18 protein-coding genes and 1 pseudogene are annotated in these 16,098 nt (G+C 74.5%); 5 read left to right on the top strand and 14 right to left on the bottom strand.

Annotation, left to right across the window (positions count from 1 at the left end):
• Window positions 1-33 precede the first annotated feature (33 nt).
• A complete protein-coding gene (locus tag KPF22_RS26600) occupies window positions 34-999 on the bottom strand; it encodes a YafY family protein (protein ID WP_224403614.1) in 966 nt (321 codons plus the stop codon).
• 89 nt (window positions 1,000-1,088) lie between these two features.
• On the opposite strand from KPF22_RS26600, the gene KPF22_RS26595 reads away from it, so the two are divergent.
• Entirely contained in the window at window positions 1,089-1,481 is a 393-nt protein-coding gene (locus KPF22_RS26595; protein WP_208822224.1) for a RidA family protein, read from the top strand.
• Window positions 1,482-1,540: 59 nt separating this feature from the next.
• On the opposite strand, the gene KPF22_RS26590 is transcribed toward KPF22_RS26595, so the two are convergent.
• The 4 genes from KPF22_RS26590 to KPF22_RS33365 form a co-directional block, all read right to left on the bottom strand.
• The gene (locus KPF22_RS26590) at window positions 1,541-2,560 is read right to left on the bottom strand and encodes a MerR family DNA-binding transcriptional regulator (RefSeq protein WP_224403613.1); all 1,020 of its coding nucleotides are present in this window, start codon (window positions 2,558-2,560) and stop codon (window positions 1,541-1,543) included.
• Between the two features lie 25 nt (window positions 2,561-2,585).
• Window positions 2,586-3,239 (bottom strand): HEAT repeat domain-containing protein, encoded by a 654-nt coding sequence (locus KPF22_RS26585; protein ID WP_224403612.1) that lies wholly within the window; start codon window positions 3,237-3,239, stop codon window positions 2,586-2,588.
• A 149-nt stretch (window positions 3,240-3,388) separates the two neighbouring features.
• Window positions 3,389-4,435, bottom strand: a complete 1,047-nt coding sequence (locus tag KPF22_RS26580; RefSeq protein WP_178374616.1) for an alcohol dehydrogenase catalytic domain-containing protein — start codon at window positions 4,433-4,435, stop codon at window positions 3,389-3,391.
• A gap of 149 nt (window positions 4,436-4,584) precedes the next feature.
• Window positions 4,585-6,462, bottom strand: a complete 1,878-nt coding sequence (locus KPF22_RS33365) for a helix-turn-helix domain-containing protein (protein ID WP_224403611.1) — start codon at window positions 6,460-6,462, stop codon at window positions 4,585-4,587.
• A 332-nt stretch (window positions 6,463-6,794) separates the two neighbouring features.
• On the opposite strand from KPF22_RS33365, the gene KPF22_RS26570 reads away from it, so the two are divergent.
• Window positions 6,795-7,256 (top strand): DUF5994 family protein, encoded by a 462-nt coding sequence (locus KPF22_RS26570; protein ID WP_224403610.1) that lies wholly within the window; start codon window positions 6,795-6,797, stop codon window positions 7,254-7,256.
• Between the two features lie 31 nt (window positions 7,257-7,287).
• Here KPF22_RS26570 and KPF22_RS26565 read toward each other — a convergent pair.
• The 3 genes and pseudogenes from KPF22_RS26565 to KPF22_RS26560 all read right to left on the bottom strand — a co-directional run.
• Window positions 7,288-7,980: pseudogene (locus KPF22_RS26565) on the bottom strand (SDR family NAD(P)-dependent oxidoreductase); the annotation flags it as partial.
• A gap of 18 nt (window positions 7,981-7,998) precedes the next feature.
• Window positions 7,999-8,127, bottom strand: a complete 129-nt coding sequence (locus KPF22_RS32390) for a hypothetical protein (RefSeq protein WP_255625192.1) — start codon at window positions 8,125-8,127, stop codon at window positions 7,999-8,001.
• Window positions 8,124-8,465 carry a nuclear transport factor 2 family protein gene (locus KPF22_RS26560; protein WP_224403608.1) on the bottom strand — a complete coding sequence of 114 codons (342 nt, stop codon included), beginning with the start codon at window positions 8,463-8,465 and terminating at the stop codon, window positions 8,124-8,126. Before KPF22_RS26560 ends, KPF22_RS32390 begins: the two co-directional genes overlap by 4 nt.
• A gap of 135 nt (window positions 8,466-8,600) precedes the next feature.
• Here KPF22_RS26560 and KPF22_RS26555 point away from each other — a divergent pair, with 135 nt between their 5' ends.
• Window positions 8,601-9,428 carry a MerR family transcriptional regulator gene (locus KPF22_RS26555; RefSeq protein WP_224403607.1) on the top strand — a complete coding sequence of 276 codons (828 nt, stop codon included), beginning with the start codon at window positions 8,601-8,603 and terminating at the stop codon, window positions 9,426-9,428.
• A gap of 118 nt (window positions 9,429-9,546) precedes the next feature.
• Here KPF22_RS26555 and KPF22_RS26550 read toward each other — a convergent pair whose 3' ends face one another.
• Window positions 9,547-10,137, bottom strand: coding sequence for a GyrI-like domain-containing protein (locus tag KPF22_RS26550; protein WP_224403606.1), 591 nt, complete (start codon window positions 10,135-10,137; stop codon window positions 9,547-9,549).
• A 91-nt stretch (window positions 10,138-10,228) separates the two neighbouring features.
• Between KPF22_RS26550 and KPF22_RS26545 the strand changes: the two genes are divergently transcribed.
• Window positions 10,229-11,191, top strand: a complete 963-nt coding sequence (locus KPF22_RS26545) for a YafY family protein (protein ID WP_224403605.1) — start codon at window positions 10,229-10,231, stop codon at window positions 11,189-11,191.
• Between the two features lie 78 nt (window positions 11,192-11,269).
• On the top strand, window positions 11,270-11,641 hold the full coding sequence (locus tag KPF22_RS26540; protein WP_224403604.1) for a hypothetical protein: 372 nt from the start codon (window positions 11,270-11,272) through the stop codon (window positions 11,639-11,641).
• A 25-nt stretch (window positions 11,642-11,666) separates the two neighbouring features.
• Here the strand turns inward: KPF22_RS26540 and KPF22_RS26535 are convergent, their stop codons facing one another.
• The 5 genes from KPF22_RS26535 to KPF22_RS26515 all read right to left on the bottom strand — a co-directional run bounded on the left by KPF22_RS26535 (window position 11,667) and on the right by KPF22_RS26515 (window position 16,063).
• Window positions 11,667-12,692: an isopenicillin N synthase family oxygenase gene (locus KPF22_RS26535; protein ID WP_208826989.1), complete on the bottom strand. Its 1,026-nt coding sequence runs from the start codon at window positions 12,690-12,692 to the stop codon at window positions 11,667-11,669.
• Window positions 12,693-12,805: 113 nt separating this feature from the next.
• Complete coding sequence (locus KPF22_RS26530; protein ID WP_224403603.1) at window positions 12,806-13,477, bottom strand: class F sortase; 672 nt, start codon at window positions 13,475-13,477, stop codon at window positions 12,806-12,808.
• Between the two features lie 105 nt (window positions 13,478-13,582).
• Entirely contained in the window at window positions 13,583-14,383 is an 801-nt protein-coding gene (locus KPF22_RS26525; RefSeq protein WP_224403602.1) for a hypothetical protein, read from the bottom strand.
• 176 nt (window positions 14,384-14,559) lie between these two features.
• A complete protein-coding gene (locus KPF22_RS26520) occupies window positions 14,560-14,805 on the bottom strand; it encodes a hypothetical protein (protein WP_224403601.1) in 246 nt (81 codons plus the stop codon).
• 73 nt (window positions 14,806-14,878) lie between these two features.
• Window positions 14,879-16,063, bottom strand: a complete 1,185-nt coding sequence (locus tag KPF22_RS26515; RefSeq protein WP_224403600.1) for a CE1758 family FMN-dependent luciferase-like monooxygenase — start codon at window positions 16,061-16,063, stop codon at window positions 14,879-14,881.
• Window positions 16,064-16,098: the final 35 nt, after the last annotated feature.

Raw genomic sequence — 16,098 nt, 5'->3', positions numbered from 1 at the left:
CGACGGCGGTACGCCGGGGTCGAGCCCCGGGGCTCACGGCTCCGCGTACCGGTCCGCGAGCGCGCGGGCCCGGTCGTGCAGGGCGGTCCGTAGCCACGGCGGGGCGAGCGCGTCGGCATGCGGGCCCAGGTCCCACAGCGCCCACTCGGCGTGCCTGCGGTCCTGGAACGCGACGTCGAGCCGGGAGGTACCGCCGTCGTCGACGGTCTCGGAGTGCACGGCGACGGCCGTGCGGGCCAGCACGTCGCGGTGCGTGGGGGAGACCCGGACCGTCACCCGCACCTGGTCGGGTCCGGCCCGGAACCGGGCGCTGCGCTCCTGCCAGGCCCGGGTCAGGTCCACCTGCTCGGTCCGGTCGGCGGGCTCGGGCAGCACCTCGGCCGCGGTGATCCGGGAGAGCCGGTAGGTGCGGTCCTCCCCGGCCCGGGTGGCCAGCAGATAGCCCTGCTCGCGGACCGTGACGAGCCCGACCGGGTCGACCGTGCGCCAGCGCGGCTCCTCGTCGGCGGCCCGGTAGCGGATCCGGAGCCGGCGCCCGTCCAGGACGGCTCGCCGGACCGGTCCGGCGACGTCGTCGGGCACCTCGTCGGGGTGCAGACGCCGGGCGAGGAGATCGGTGTCGGGGTCGACGAGCAGCCGTTCCGCGACGGCGACGGCCGGGTGCCCGTCGGGCAGCGCGTCGACCACCTTGAGCACCGCCGAGGCGAGCGCCGACCCGAGGCCGAACGCCTGCACCCCGCGCCGCGATCCGGCGACGAGCAGCGCGACGGACTCGTCGTGGGTCAGCCCGGTGAGCTCGGTGCGGAAGCCCGGCAGCAGCGCGAAGCCGCCCTGCGGCCCGCGCCGGGCGTACACCGGGACGCCGGCGGAGGACAGCGCGTCGATGTCGCGCAGCACGGTGCGCGTCGACACCTCCAGCTCGCGGGCCAGCGCGGACGCCGGCATCCGGCCGCGCTGACGCAGCAGCAGGACCAGCGAGACCAACCGGTCGGCGCGCACGCCGGAAACGTAGCCGACGTACCCGACAGGAGATGTCGTGATCTCCGGCGAGGCTGGAGCTGCACGGACCACGACGAACGGAGATCACAGTGGAACGGACCTCGATCAACCCGGTGACCTGGTCGGCGGCGATGGGCTTCGACCAGGCGGTGCTCGTGTCCGGCGGCCGGACGCTGTACTGCTCGGGGCAGACCGCGATGAGCGCGGACGGTGTCCCGCTGCACGAGGGCGACCTGGCGGCACAACTGGCGACGAGCCTGGACAACCTGGAGGGCGTGCTCGCCGCCGCGGGCATGGGCCTGACCGACCTGGTGCGGCTGACCGTGTACACCACCGACGTCGACCAGTTGCTCGGTCACCACGGCGTGCTCGCCGGCCGGCTGGGCGCGTCGGATGTCGCCCCGGCCACCACGCTGCTCGGGGTGACCCGGCTCGCGGTCCCCGGCCAGCTGGTCGAGCTGGAGGGGACCGCGGTGGCCTGACCGGTCGGGCCCGCTGCGCCGGCCACGGCCGCAGGTAGCCACGGGCGGGTCCGGGGCGCTCAGGTGCGGCGCCGGACGAACGCCCCCGCGACGAGCGCGACGGTCCGGTCGGCATCGTCGGCGAGCCGGCGCAGTACCCGCTCCGGGCCGGAACCGGGCAGCTCGACCAGGGCCTGTGCGACCCGGATCCGGGTCGCGGGGTCGGTGCCGGCCAGGTCGCGGGTCAGGGCGTCGAGGACGATCCCGGAGGTCACCGGATCGTCGTGCGACAGCGCCGCGAGGATCTCCGCGGCCTCGACGTCGTCGACGCCCGCGCGCACCATCGCCACCAGCTCCGGGACGGCCCCGGCGCCGCCGCCCCGTCCGACGACCGTCGCGGCGCGGCGCCGCACCCCCGGGTCCGGGTCGGCCAGGGCGTCGGCGAGCGCCGCGGCCGCGGCCGCGGCCGGTGCGGCGTCGGTCAGCGCGTCGGCCGCCCGTCGCCGGACCCCGGGCTCGCCCGAGCGCAGACCCGCCGCGAGCGCGGCCACGGCCGCCCCGTCCGGGTCGCCCGCGCGGGCCACCGTCCGGCGCAGGGCCCAGCGCAGCGCGCCCGCGGCGTGCGGATCGGTCTCGGCGAGCAGCGTGCGGGCCAGCATCTCCGCGGGCGGCGCGGGCCAGTCCCCCGCGGCCAGCGCTGCCTGCTGGCGGTGCCCCGCCGTCGGGGAGCCGAACGCCCGCAGCAGCCCGACGACGTCGACGACCTCCGCCCACGTCTCCGGCCCGGCGGCGTCCACGGTGCGCAGTCGGGCGAGCAGCTCCCGGTCCCGTTCCAGGCGCTCCTCGGTGGCCCGGACCAGGTCCGCGACCAGCGCCGACGGGGCGAAACCCGGGTCGTGCAGGGCCTCGCCGACCTGGGCGAGCGACAGTCCGAGCGTCCGCAGGCCCTCCACGTGGAAGAGCCTGCGGACGTCGCCGGGGGAGTACTCCCGGTAGCCGCCGACGGTGCGCCCGGTCGGTCGCAGCAGTCCGACCGCGTCGTAGTGGCGCAGCATCCGCACGCTCACCCCGCTGCGTCGGGCGACCTCCCCGATCAGCACGGCGGCCCGCCCGGTACGGCGCCGATCAGCACGACGCCACCTCGTGTCCCGGGCCGAGCGCGACCACGCGGCGGGCCTGTTCCACGGCGTCGTCGAACCCGGCGTCGGGATCGGCGCGCAGGAGCAGGGTGGCCCGTGCGTGCGCCGCGACCACCGGGTCGGGGTCGGTCGCGGCCCGGTCGAGGACGCCGTCGGCCGCTTCACCCAGGTCGGCCAGCGCCCGGGACAGACTCAGCCGGACCGCCCGGTCGCCGCGGCCCAGCTGACGACCCAGCTCCGCGGCGAGCGCGGCACGGCCGCCCGCGGCGACGAGCACGACGGCGGTGCGCCACGCGGTGCGGGCGACCTCGTCGTCGGGGTCGCGCAGCAGGGCGGGGGAGACCCGGTCCGCGGTCGCCGGATCGGCGATCTTGGACAGGGTGTGCAGCGCCTGGGCCCTGGCCCGCGGCCGCGGCGAGCCCAGCTCGACGTCCAGCCGGGGCAGCACGGTCGCGGTGGGAAGCCGGGTCAGCGCCCAGGACAGCATGTCGCGGACGAAGAAGTCCGGCTCCGCCCCGCAGCGCTCGACCAGGGCGTCGAGCAGGTCCGGGTCGGCGGCCGACCCGGCGGCGAGCGCGGCCCGCAGCCGGACCGACGGGTCGGCGGCGGACAGGGACGCGGTGATCTCCGGTGGTGTCATGACCGCCACCCCAGTACCTGTCACGGTGTCAGGGTCAAGTCCGTCGCGCCGGGAGCGCAAGCGGTCCTCACATGTCCGGGCGACCGCCGGCCGGTGGACGGCTGCCGGGTGCGGGGCCCCGACGCGGGCGGGGCCCCGGTGAATCGGCGTCAGCCCGGCGTGATGACCACCTTGAGCGCCTGGTTCGCCGCGGCGTTCTTGAACACGTCGTACGCCTCGTCCATCTGGTCGAAGGTGAACGAGTGGGTGCCCATCTTCTCCGCCGGGATCCGCCCGCCCGCGACCATCTTGAGCAGCGTCGGGATGGACACGGTGTCGACCAGGCCCATCGTCAGCGTGACGTTGGAGATCCACATGTCCTGCATGGGCAGCTCCACCGGGGTGCCGTGGACGCCCACGTTGGCGATCGTGCCGCCCGGGCGCACCAGCGACGCCGCCGTCAGCAGCGTCTCCGGGTAGCCGACGGCCTCGATCGCCACGTCCACGCCGAGCCCGTCGGTCAGCGCGGTCACGTCGGCGACGGTGCCCGGCCCGACCTCGACGCTGTCGGTCGCGCCGAACTCGACGGCCTTCTCCAGCCGGAACTTGTTGGAGTCGATCGCGATGACCTTCGACGCGCCCCACAGGCCGGTGGTGAGGATCGCCGAGAGGCCGACCGCGCCCGCGCCGACGACGGCGACGGTGTCGCCCGGCCGTACGTTCCCGGCGAGCACACCGACCTCGTAGCCGGTCGGCAGCGAGTCGGCGAGGAAGATCGCCTGCTCGTCGGTGACCGACTCCGGCACGGCGTAGAGCGAGGTGTCGGCGTAGGGGACCCGGACGTACTCGGCCTGGGTGCCGTCGATGAGGTGGCCGAAGATCCAGCCGATCCCGCCGACGGTCTGGCAGTGCGACGGCATGCCGCGCTGGCAGTAGTCGCAGCGGCCGCACTTGGTGATCGCGGGGACGAGGACGCGGTCGCCGACGGCGAAGCCGGACACGGCGTCGCCGACGGCGGTGATCGTGCCGACGGCCTCGTGGCCGAGGATGCGGCCGTCGGTGACGGCCGGGACGTCGCCCTGCAGGATGTGCAGGTCGGTGCCGCAGATCGTGGTGGTGTCGACCTTGACGATCACGTCGGTGGGGTCCTGGATCGTCGGGTCCGGGACCTCCTCCCAGGCCTTGGCGTCCGGTCCGTGGTAGACGAGTGCCTTCATCTGCTCACTCCGTTGGTCGCAGGGGGTGCCGAGAGCGTCGGCGGGCCCGACGCTAATGCGGGAGTGCGCATGTGACTGTCCCGTTCTGGGACGACTCCGCGGGCGGCACGACCCCCGGCGACGGCGGTGTGTCCCGGTCCCGGGACACCTCAGCCGATGTAGCTGATCCCGAACGCGTCGATCTTGCGGTAGAGCGAGGACCGGGCGATCCCCAGCAGCTCGGCGGCCTGGTAGCGGTTGCCGCGCGCCTCGTAGAGGGCCTGGATGATCACGTCGCACTGGGCCGCCTCGAGCATCGACATCCGCGGTGCGCCGCCGGTGAAGCACGACGACGGCAGGTCCGGTGCCTGCACCACGCCGACCGGCTTGCGGGCGATGACGTAGCGCAGCACGTCCTCCAGCTCTCGCAGGTTCCCCGGCCAGGCGTAGCCCTCCAGGACCCGCACCACCTGCATGCTCAGGCTCAGCGACCGGCCGCCGGACAGCGAGTGGAGCACCGACCGCGCGAGTTCGCCGAGCTCGTCGGCCCGGTACCGGAGCGCGGGCACCCGGACCGTGTCGTGGAAGTGGCGCAGCAGCAGCCCGTAGGGCCGGGTGGCGTCGACCGAGGGGGTGTCGATGCACCCGACGACCGTCGGTGCGGCGGATGTGGCCACCAGCACCCGCAACGACTCGTCGAGGCGCCGCGCGGCGACCGACCCGAGCAGCGAAAGCCGGCGCAGGACGAGCAGCCGCGGCCGGTCCCCGTCGGTGCCGCGGACCGTCGGCAGGAGGGGGCCGCCGGACTCCGCGATCCGCGCGCAGTCGAGCACCTGCACCGTCCCGGCCGGGTGCCTGCGGCGGAACTGCTCGACCGCCAGGGTCTGCTTCCCGACCCCCGGCTCGCCGACGAGGAGCAGGTGCCTGGTCCGGGCGGCGACCGCGGCCGCGACGTCGCGGCGGGCGCGCAGGTAGGGGCTGAGCAGCTCGCGGTTCGCGCGACGCCGCACCTCGGCGGCGGCGCCGTCGGCATGGGCGTCCCGGAAGTCGGCCGCGAAGTCCCGGCGGGCGGTCGGCGCGACGTGCGACCCCTGGCGGCGCATCGCGTCCGTCACCAGGGCCCCGGCCGGTACGGGAACGCTGCGCCGCCCGGAGCTGACGTGGCCCACGACGGCACGGCCGTCGCGGACGACGGAGGTGACGACGTCGTCGCGGCGGCCCGACGGGAGGTCGGCCGTGGACCCGGCGGGCGGCGGCTCGGCGAGGGCGGCGTCGGCGAGCGCCCGGTCGAGCATGTGGTCGCGGTCCTCGCGGGGCAGGGCCCGGAACCCGGGGCTGCACAGGGTCGCCCGGCCGTCGGTCGCGAGGACCCATTCGGCCCCGGAGCGTGCGCAGACGTCGTCGAAGCGGGCGTGCAGCATCCGCCCGGCCCGGTGCCCGCGGTCCCGGACACGCTCGCCGACCTGGCGGGCCAGCTCCGCGGCGACGGCCGCACGCAGCGCCGACGTACCGCCCGGCGTCGACAGGTGCGTCACGACCACCACCGTCTGCGGGGCCGCGTCGGTGTCGGACGGCACCGGTGCGGCGGCCTCGGCCAGGTGGGCGAGGTCGGGGTGGAGGTGCTCGGGACCGTCCACCCGGGCGGCGCGACCGGTGGCCCGCACGAGCGCGGACGCCGTCGTCGCCACGTCCTGCTCGGCGATCCGGAAGCCCGGTGCGACCAGGACGGCGTCGAGCAGCGCGGCGAGGTCCGGGCAGGCGTCGCGGCGGACGCGGACCACACCGTCGCCGTCGACGAGCAGCACCGAGCAGTCCAGGTCGTCGGCGCCGACGAGGAAGCGGTCGAACACCTCGTCCGCCTCGGCGACGGCGGCGGCGCCGGGTTCGTGTCCGACGTAGGTCGCGGACCGGGCGAGGTCGACGCCCAGGTCGACCGACCGCTGCCAGGACTCCGCGACGACCGGGCGGACGTGGGCGCCCACGTCACCGACGTGCCGGGCGTGCCGCACCCGCCGGGCGGCGGCCTCGACCCCGGCGCCGGCTTCCACGGCCCGAGCGTAGCCACCCGGTGCCCCGCGCCGCGAGGATCGTCGACACCCGCCCGCCCCGCGGGGAGCCCCGGTGACGACCTCGGCCCGGGGCGTGGCGACGGACCCGCGCGGCCGGCCCGATCGGCGTACCGTCGAGACCACGGCCATGTGCTGCTGGACAGCCGGATGCCCTGCCAGTCGGGGGCACGCACGATCCGGAGGATCCGCCGGGGTTCCCGGGTCCACACGGCGACGCGTCCTGCTCCGCCGTGACCATGTCCGCGTCCCGCCGGACGGCCGCCCTGCAGGGCGCCGCCCGCCGGCCCGCGGCGGCCGAACGGAGCCACACCGTGAGCGATTCCCGCACCCCGTCACCCACCCGCCCCGCCGCCCCGCCGCGCCCGTCCGCGGCGCGTGTCGCGCTGAAGGAGGATCCGAGGCCGGTCGGGGAGGTCGACGGGGCGTGGTGGCCGCGCTCGCGCGTGCTGGTCGACGAGCTGCGTGAGCTCGGCGCAGGGGTCGGCGACCGGCTCGGCCCGGTCACCCGGGTCGGCTACAGCCTGCGGACCTGGTCGTCGGTGCCGCGCCGGACGACGAGCGACGGGCACCTGATCCGCCTCGGCGGCTTCGCCGGCACCCCGCCCGAGGTCGTCGACGTGTTCGGGCTGCACGGCCGGCTGTGCCTGCTCGTCGTGCCGCCGGAGAGCTCGGACGCCGACGCGCGGCGCTGCCTCGACCGGGCGTCGGCCGCCGGGAACGACGACGACGTCGCGACGCTGCTGGCCGGAGTCGGGACCCGCGCGACCGCCTGAGCGTGTCGTGGGATCCGGAGGGGCAGCACGGCTAGGCAGGGAAGTCCGCGCTGCGGGAGAGGTCTTCGTTCGCCCGCAGGTCGGCCAGGGCCTTCTCCAGCGCATCGGTCACGGCGTCGTATCCGCTGTTGCCCAGGACCAGCCGGCGGGGCGGCGGATCCTGGGACATCGCCATGATCACCGCACGGGCACCGCGGTGCGGGTCGCCGGGCTGCACGCCGTCCATTCCGACGAAGACGGCCCGGACCTGCTCCAGCATCTCGTGGTACACCGGGATCGCCTCCTCGACGGCTTCGTCGGCGAATCCGGCGTAGGCGTTGGTGCGGAACGCTCCCGGTTCGACGGTCAGCACGGAGATCCCCTGTGCGGCGACCTCGTCGTGCAGCGCATCGGTGACGGCTTCGACGGCGAACTTGGTCGCGCTGTAGTAGCCGAACCCGGGCGCCGGGACGAGCCCGGCCACCGAGGACACGTTGACGATCCACCCGTCGCCGCGGGCGCGCATCCCCGGCAGCACTGCGCGGGTCACGGAGAGCACGGCGAAGAAGTTCAGCTCGAACATCGACCGCACCGCGGACTCGTCCATCGCCTCGATGGATCCGTACCAGCCTCGGCCGGCATTGTTGACCAGCACGTCGATACCGCCGAAGTGCTCCTCGGCCGCTCGTACCGCGCGCTGCACCTGTGCCGCGTCGGTCAGTTCCAGCGGCACGACGAGAACGCGGTCACCGAACCGGTCCGCCTACGTCGCCAGCTCCTGCGGGCGGCGGGAGGTCACCGCCACGCGGTCACCGGTGTCGAGCGCCGCCTCGGCGAAGGCCATCCCGAAGTTGCCGGGCGTGCCACCGGTGATGAACCATCGCCGCGTCACGGCTCGATCACCAGCCGACTGATCACTGCACCATCGAGGGTGAAACGGTAGTTCAGGTCGACGACCCCGCCCGGGAAGTCGCCCTCCAGATGCTGCCCGACGTCGACGCCTCCGTCGGTCGTGGACGCACCGGTGAACTCGGCGGTGTAGGTGTACTCGGTGACCGCGGTCGCCAGCCAGGCCCCGATCTCCTCGGTGCCCGCGTGGTCGCGCCCGTCGTCGGTCACCACGGCGTCGGAGGCGAAGGTGGCGAGTGCCCGATCGAACTCCTGGGAGTCGAGTGCGGTCATGAACGTCTGCACGGTTTCCGGGAGTGCTTCCCATTCTGCTGTGGACATGGCCCCACGATGGAGCTTCCTGTCAGGGGAAGGTCAACCCGTGGTCGCGAGCATCCCGCGACGTTGACCTTGCCCCGGGGGGAGGCTCCAGGATCGCCTGCGTCCCGCAGGCGACGCGACGGGGAGGAGGACACCATGGGGGCCCAGGTCTCGATCGGTGACTTCGCGTTGATGACCGGTCTGAGCCGTAAGGCACTACGCCACTATCACGACATCGGCATTCTCGAACCGGCCCATGTCGACCCCGGCACCGGCTACCGCTTCTACGACACCGGCCAGGTCGACCATGCGCACATCGTCCGCCGGTTCCGCTCCCTGGGCATGTCCATCCCCGACATCAAGGCGCTCCTGAGCACCGACGACGCCGGGGCCCGCACCGCGATCATCACCACCCATCTCGAGCAGATGGAGGCTGCGCTCGCGCAGACCCGTGACACCGTGGGGGCGTTGCGTGAACTGCTCGCCCCGGCGAGCCCTCCCGCCGACGTCACGTTGCGCCACGAGCCGGCGCTCGCCGTGTGGTCCGTCAGCGCCACCGTCGACGTCTCCGGGATCGACGACTGGTTCGCAGCGGCACTGCGGACACTGCACCGGGCCGTCGCCGCGGCCACGGGCGCGCCCGGCGCGGTGGTGTCGGGCGGCCTCTACGAGAGAGCGCTGTTCCTCGAACAGCACGGCCGCGCCACCCTGTTCGTCCCCGCGCCACCCTCCGTCGAGCCGCCGGAGGGTGTCCGGGCCGAGGTGCTCCCCCGGACCGAGTTCGCGGTGCTCACCCATCCCGGCGGCCACGACGGCATCGACCGCAGCTACGCAGCCCTGGGGATCTACGTCAACGAGCATCTGATCAGCGGCCAGGGGCCGATCCGCGAGCACTATCTCGGCGGTACGCCCACGGATCCGGCCCGGTTCACCGCCACGGAGATCTGTTGGCCGATCTTCGGCACCACCGCACCCCCGGTATGAGCGGACCGGGAACTCGATCATCGTGACGGCGATCGTCACCATCCGGCGGGCCGCCCCCGGCTGCATCGCCCGCCGTCGTCACCGGGTCGTCGACCGCCACGGGCGGGACGACGGGCCCTCACCGGGCCACGGGGTCGCGCAGGATCGTCCGCAGGTGGTCCTGCGGCGTGCTCGCGGTGAACGGATCGAGGTGGATCTCGTGGTGGTCACCGACCCGGCGCAGGCCGTGGCCCGCGGCGAACGAGCCCAGCTCGGCGAGGGTCCGCCGCTCGTCGGCGAACGGCCCGCGGTGCAGGACCTGCACGACCAGGCGCTCGGGCAGCGTGTACAGCTCGACGTCCGCCCCGTCCGCCCCGTCCGCCGCCGTGGCGAGCTCCTCGTCGGTCGTCGCCGGGTCGACCTGTGCGAGCACCCGGTACTCCAGGTCGTCGACCGGGTTGACCCAGTAGAAGTCCGCGATCCCGACCGGGACCGAGCCCTCGGGGTACCGGTAGAGGATCTCCACGACGGCCCCGGCACCGGGCACCCGCCGCGCGGGAGGCAGCGCGCGCTCCACCGTGCGCACGGTCCGCTTCGCCCGGTGGAACGCCTCGGTGCCGGGGCGCCCGCTGCCGTGCAGCGAGACGAAGGTCGTGGCGGGCGCCACGACCAGCTCCGGCTCGTCGGCGGCGGCCAGGTGCGGGGTCGTGGGCACGGCGTCGGTGGTCATCGGGGTCCTTCCGGTGGGGAGTCGCGGTACCGCCGACGGTAGGAGCGGTTGCGGACCGTTCCCGTCCGGAACCCGGACCTATCCTGCGACGGTGCTCAGCGCCTCGCACCGGCTCCTCCAGCTCCTCACGGTCCTGTCGACCCGCCCGGAGTGGTCGGGTGCCGAGCTGGCGGACCGGCTGGGCGTGCACGAGCGGACCGTCCGCCGCGACGTCGTCAAGCTGCGTGAGCTCGGGTACGGCGTCGAGACGTCGACCGGACCGTTCGGCGGGTACCGGCTCGTCGCCGGGTCACGGACGCCCCCGCTGAGCCTCGACGACGACGAGGCGCTGGCCACCGCGATCGCGCTCCGCCGGCTCGCGTGGAGCCACCCCGACGGCGAGGGACGCGCGGCGCCGGCGGCCCTGCTCAAGCTGCGCCGGTCCCTGCCGCCCCGGGCCGCCGAGGCACTGGGCCGGTTCGACCTCGCGATCGCCGAGGCCGGGGTGCGGCCGGACGCCCCCGGCGAGGTGGACCCGGACACCCTGACCGCGCTCGCCGGCGCCTCCCGGACCCGCGACCGGGTCCGGTTCCGCTACCACGACCGCAGCGGGGCGGAGAGCACCCGCGCGGTGGAGCCGGAGCAGGTCGTCCGCACCGCGCACCGGTGGTACCTCGTCGCCTGGGATCTCGACCGCCGGGACTGGCGGGTGTTCCGGGTCGACCGCGTCGCGGCCGTCGCCCTCACCGGCCCGGCGGACCCGCGCCGCAGGGAGGTCGACGCGCCGGCGCTGGTCGAGGAGGCGATCACCACCACGCCCTACGCGACCTACGCCGAGGTCGAGATCCACCGCTCCCTCGACGAGACCCGAGCCCTGCTCCCGGCCACCATCGCGCGGCACCGTGCCGACGGCCCGGACCGGACCCTGAGCACTGTCGGCGGCCTCGACGCCCGGTGGATCGCGGAGTTCCTGCTCCGGCTCGGGGTTCCGTTCCGGGTACTCGGACCCGACGAGGTCCGCGAGCACGTCGTGGTCCGGCTGGAGGAGTTGCTGGCGCTGCAGCGCCACCCGTGACGCGGGCCACCGTCGCCGGTTGCGGACAGGAGCGGTCCGGAACCGGGCCTAGCGTCGTGGTCCCACGAGACGAAGGGCGTGACCATGATCGACGACACCGGGTCGGCCGACGACGGACTGGCCGACGCACGCAGCCGCGCCCGCGAGGTGCGGGCGCTCTACGAGCAGCTCGAGGGCCGGCTGCTGGGGCGCACCTGGACCCTCCCGGAGCTGGCGCTCGGGTTCACCCACGACGCCGCCTACGTCGGACGGTTGGTGCTCGCGGCCGAGCGCACCTGGGACATCGACGGCGACACCGACGCCGAGCTGCGGCACAAGCTCGCCGAGTGCCTGTGGTGGCTGTTCGTGCTCGCCGACCGGCTCGACGTCGACCTCCCCGAGGCCTACGGCGCCACGATGGAGCGTATCGGGGGCGGCCTGCGGCGCGCGGTCGCCGAGGGGGCCGGGTGACGGTGCGTCCCACGGCGGCGCCGGGTCAGACGCGTCGCGCCAGCACGTCGGACCAGTGCCGCTGCGCGACCCGGGGGTGCGAGCGCAGCCAGCCGGTCAGCGCGTTCTCCCCGTAGCGCGCGTCGAGTGGGTTGTCGGCGTCCTCGCTGATCCCGCGGGCGTCCGCGGCCAGCTCGGCCGGCAGGTCGAGCGGCGCGACGACGGCGTCCAGGCGCGGCGCGAGGAAGAACGGCACCGAGATCCGGTCGACGCCGGGCGGTGGCGACACCACGCGGTGCCGCGTCGCGGTGAGGTAGCCGCGGGTGGCGATCTCCAGCATCTCGCCGATGTTCACCACGAACGAGCCCGGCACCGGGAGGGCGTCGATCCAGCCGCCGTCGGGGCCCTCGACCTGCAGGCCGCCGACCTCGTCCTGCTGCAGCAGCGCGAGGTAGCCGTAGTCCTTGTGGGCGCCGACGCCCTGGTCGGAGTCCGGGTCCGGCCGCCCGGGATAGCGCACGATCTTGAGGTGCAGCGAGGACTCCTCGTCGAACCAGCCGTCGAAGTAGCCCTCCTGCTGGCCGAGCGCGGCGGCGAGCGCACGCAGTACCTCGCGGGAGACCCGCAGCGCCTCGGCCTGCCAGCGCAGGACGACCTCGCGCAGCTCGGGCAGGGCGGCCGGCCACTGGTTCGGTCCGATCAGCCGCAGCCAGTCCGGGTCCCCGGGACCGGGCTCGACGGCCGTGCGCTCGGGCCCGATGTCGATCTGCTCGCGCCAGTCGGCGGTGCCGCCGGTGTGCTCGGCCCCGGCCCGGGTGTAGCCGCGGAACTGGGGGGAGTGGACGTTCTCGATCGCGAGACGGTCCTCCATCCGCAGCGCGAAGAAGCGGCGGGCGAGCGCGTCCATACCGGTCAGGACGTCGTCGGGGACGCCGTGACCGGTGACGTAGAAGAACCCGACCTCGCGCGCGGCGCGACGCAGCTCCGCGAGGAAGGCCGCCCGCTCATCCGGACCGGCGCGGAAGCGGGACAGGTCGAGGACCGGGAGCCGGTCGGTGGCAGGGGGCGGCATGGTGCCTCCGACGGGGTGGCGGGCGGCACCTCGGACGTGGTGCGCCGGGTGTACCAGACAACCCGGCCGTCGGAGGGGGCGTCAAGGCGCCGGCCGGGGACCGACCGTCGTGATCAGCCGCGGCTGCTGCCGACGAGATGGGCGAACACCACGGTGTTGTCCCGATAACTCCGCGCGCTCGAGTCGAAAGATCCGCCACAGGTGATCAGGCGCAGTTCCGCGCGGTCGACGTCGCCGTAGACGGATTCGGTAGGAAACGCATTCTTGGGAAACGACCGGACCTCGTCGACGCGGAACGTCGCGGCGATTCCGTCGGCCCGTGTCACGGTGATGTCCTCGCCCGGACGCATCCGGCCGAGGTCGTAGAACACCGACGGTCCCTCGGCGGCCGAGTCGACGTGGCCGAGGATGACCGACGGGCCGCGGAAGCCCGGCGCCGACGACCCGCGGTACCAGGACGCCCGGTCGTAGCCGGGGCCCGGGGCCGGGACCTCGAGGGAGCCGTCCGGAGCGAGACCGGACTGGTCGACGACCGACTCGACCCCGATCGACGGGATCGAGATCGACCGGGGCGGGGAGGGCGGGAGCACCTCGCCCACCGGCCGGGCCCCGGCGGGCGCGGTGCCCACCACGGCCGGTCCCACCGGGCCGGCGGCCGCGGCCACCGGCTCCGGGGGACCGCCCGCGGTCAGCGCCGACACCAGTACGACCACACCCGCGACGGCCAGCAGCGCGCCCAGCGGAGCGAGCAGCCGCCGGACGCGGGACGGGTGTGGTGCGGTCATCGGGTGCTCCGGTCCTGGTGCCGGTCGGGGAACCGGTCGTGGTGGTCCACCACGACCGGAGCCGGGTGTGCCGCCCGCCTGTGCGGACGGCACACCCGGGGTGGATCAGTGCCCGCGGACGCCGCGACGGCGGACGACGAGCACCAGCGCGGAGCCGGCGAGCAGCGCGACACCGGTCACGACCAGCGCCGTGTCGGTGCCGGAGGTGCTGCCACCACCGGTCTCGACGCCACCCTGCGGCATCGGCATGGTCCCGCTCGTCGTGTTGACGACGATCGTCGCGATGCCGATGGTGGTGCCGCCCTTGAGGGCGTCGGTGGAGAAGGCGCCGTTCAGGGCCTCGGCGGCCCCGGCGTTCAGGGTGACGGTCGTGCCGGTCAGCGTCGCGGTGCCCGCCGACTGGTCGATCGTGATGGGCTTCAGGGTCGAGCCGTTGAGGTCGAACAGGGTGGTCGACTCGGCGACGGTCTGGCCGCCGGCGCGGACCCGGCCGGTCAGCACGGCGGGGTCGCCCGGGTCGATCACGAAGTTGTCGAGCGTGACCTCGGTGTCACCCTTGGTGAGGGTGAGCCCGCTGCCGCTGTGCTCGATCCTGCCCTGCACGTAGGGCAGGACCTCGTTCGGCTTGTAGACGGTCACGTTGCCGCCGGTGATCGGGAACGACGCGGTGCCGTCGGAGATCGAGGCGGACCCGAACGGGCCGGGGGTGACGTCGAGCGAGGTCAGCGCGTCGGTGAAGCCCTTGTCCAGCGCGACCGAGGTGCTCTTGCCGGTCAGGTTGGAGATCATCGCGACCGGGGGAGGGGTCTCCTGTGCTGAGGCGACCCCGGCGCCCAGCGCGGTCGTCGCGGCGGCGACCAGGCCGATCGTGGCCAGACCGATCACACGTCGTACTGAATTCGCCATGGTGGTTCTCCTCGGATCGCACCGACCGACGGGCGATTCCCGGCGACCTTTGCTCCTGTATTCGACGGCCGGAGCGCAGGGGTTCGGAGAAATGTGGGGAATTATGTCCCGGGGCCCGGATATCACTGCCGGTGACGTGTTCCGGACCCCGGGCAGCGGAGCGTGTGCGGCGGAGCTCAGCCCCCGGGGTGGCCGAGCCCGTGGTGCCGGATGCGGGCCTTCATCTCGGCGACGCCGTCGGCGAACCGCCTCGCGTAGACCTCCTCGACGGCGGCCGCACCGGCCGCGGTGACGCTCCCGTCGGCGTCGATGAGGCCGAGGGCGAGCAGGTGCCGGGCCACCGCCGGGCGCAGCAGGTCGACGTCCACCTCGCGCGCGTCGAGTAGTTCCAGGGCCCGTGACTCGTCGCGGGTCAGGAGCATCCGCCTCACCTCCACCCCTGGGTTCGTGCGCGGGGCGCGAGGGGTTCACCCCGGTGGACCGGCCGGACCGCGGTCAGGCGGCCGGGTAGCGGGTCGGGGTCGTGGTGTCGCTGTCGAGGTACGGGGCGTCCCCGGTCAGGTTGTCCCCCCGGTTGGGGCGGGGCCGCGGGTCGCGCGGTGACGCGTCGCCGTAGGTCGCCCGCACCAGCGACGCGTGGGTGGGCGCCTCCGGGACGCCGGGCGCGCGGCGTGCCGTCGTCTCACGGCGCAGCGCCGGCACGACCTCGGTGGCGAGCAGCTCGACCTGCTCGAGCACCGCGCCCTCGGGGACACCGAGGCTGTCCAGCGCCCACAGCTGGCGCTGGTAGTCCCCGAATCCGTCCTGGAAGGTCAGGGTCTTGTCGATGACCTCCTGCGGGCTGCCGACGCTGAGCGGCGTGCGGTCCGCGTAGTCCTCGAGTCGGGTCCCGCGGAACAGGACGTGGTTCTCGAAGTAGGGACGGAACGCAGCGTAGGCGTCCTGGGAGCGGCGGGCGACGAACGCGTGCCCCCCGAGGCCCACGATCGCCTGGTCGGGACGCCCGTGGCCGTGGTGGGCCCAGCGCTTGCGGTAGAAGTCGACCAGGGGCCGGAAGTGCAGGTTCGGCGCCAGGATGTGGTTGGCGAAGTAGCCGTTGCCGTAGTGGGCGGCCTGCTCGGCGATCTCCGGGGTGCGGATCGCGCCGTGCCACACGAACGGCGGCACGCCGTCGAGCGGCCGGGGGGTCGAGGTGAACCCCTGCAGCGCCGTGCGGAACCGGCCCTCCCAGTCCACGACGTCGGAGCGCCAGAGCCGGTGCAGCAACGCGTAGTTCTCCAGGGCGAGCGCGACGCCGTCGCGGACCTCCCTGCCGAACCAGGGGTAGACCGGCACCGTGTTGCCCCGGCCGAGCATGAGGTCCAGCCGCCCGTCGGCGAGGTGCTGGACCGTCGCGAAGTCCTCGGCGATCCGGACAGGGTCGTTGGTCGTGATCAGCGTGACCGCCGTGCTCAGGACGATCCTTCTGGTCACCGCCGCGATGTGCCCCAGGATCGCCGGCGGCGACGACGGGACGAAGGGCGGGTTGTGGTGCTCGCCGAGTGCGAACACGTCGAGGCCGAGCTCGTCGGCGTGACGGGCGAGGCGCACGATCGAGCGGAGGCGCTCGGCCTCGCCCGGGGTGCGCCCGGTGAGCGGGTCGGCGCCGATGTCGCCGACGGTGAAGATGCCGAACTGCACGGGGGTCCTTCCGGGGTGGCGGCCCGCGGGCCGCG

The organism is Pseudonocardia sp. ICBG1034, from assembly GCF_020131375.1.
Taxonomy (GTDB): domain Bacteria; phylum Actinomycetota; class Actinomycetes; order Mycobacteriales; family Pseudonocardiaceae; genus Pseudonocardia; species Pseudonocardia alni.
This window is presented reverse-complemented; position numbering and strand designations above follow the sequence as displayed.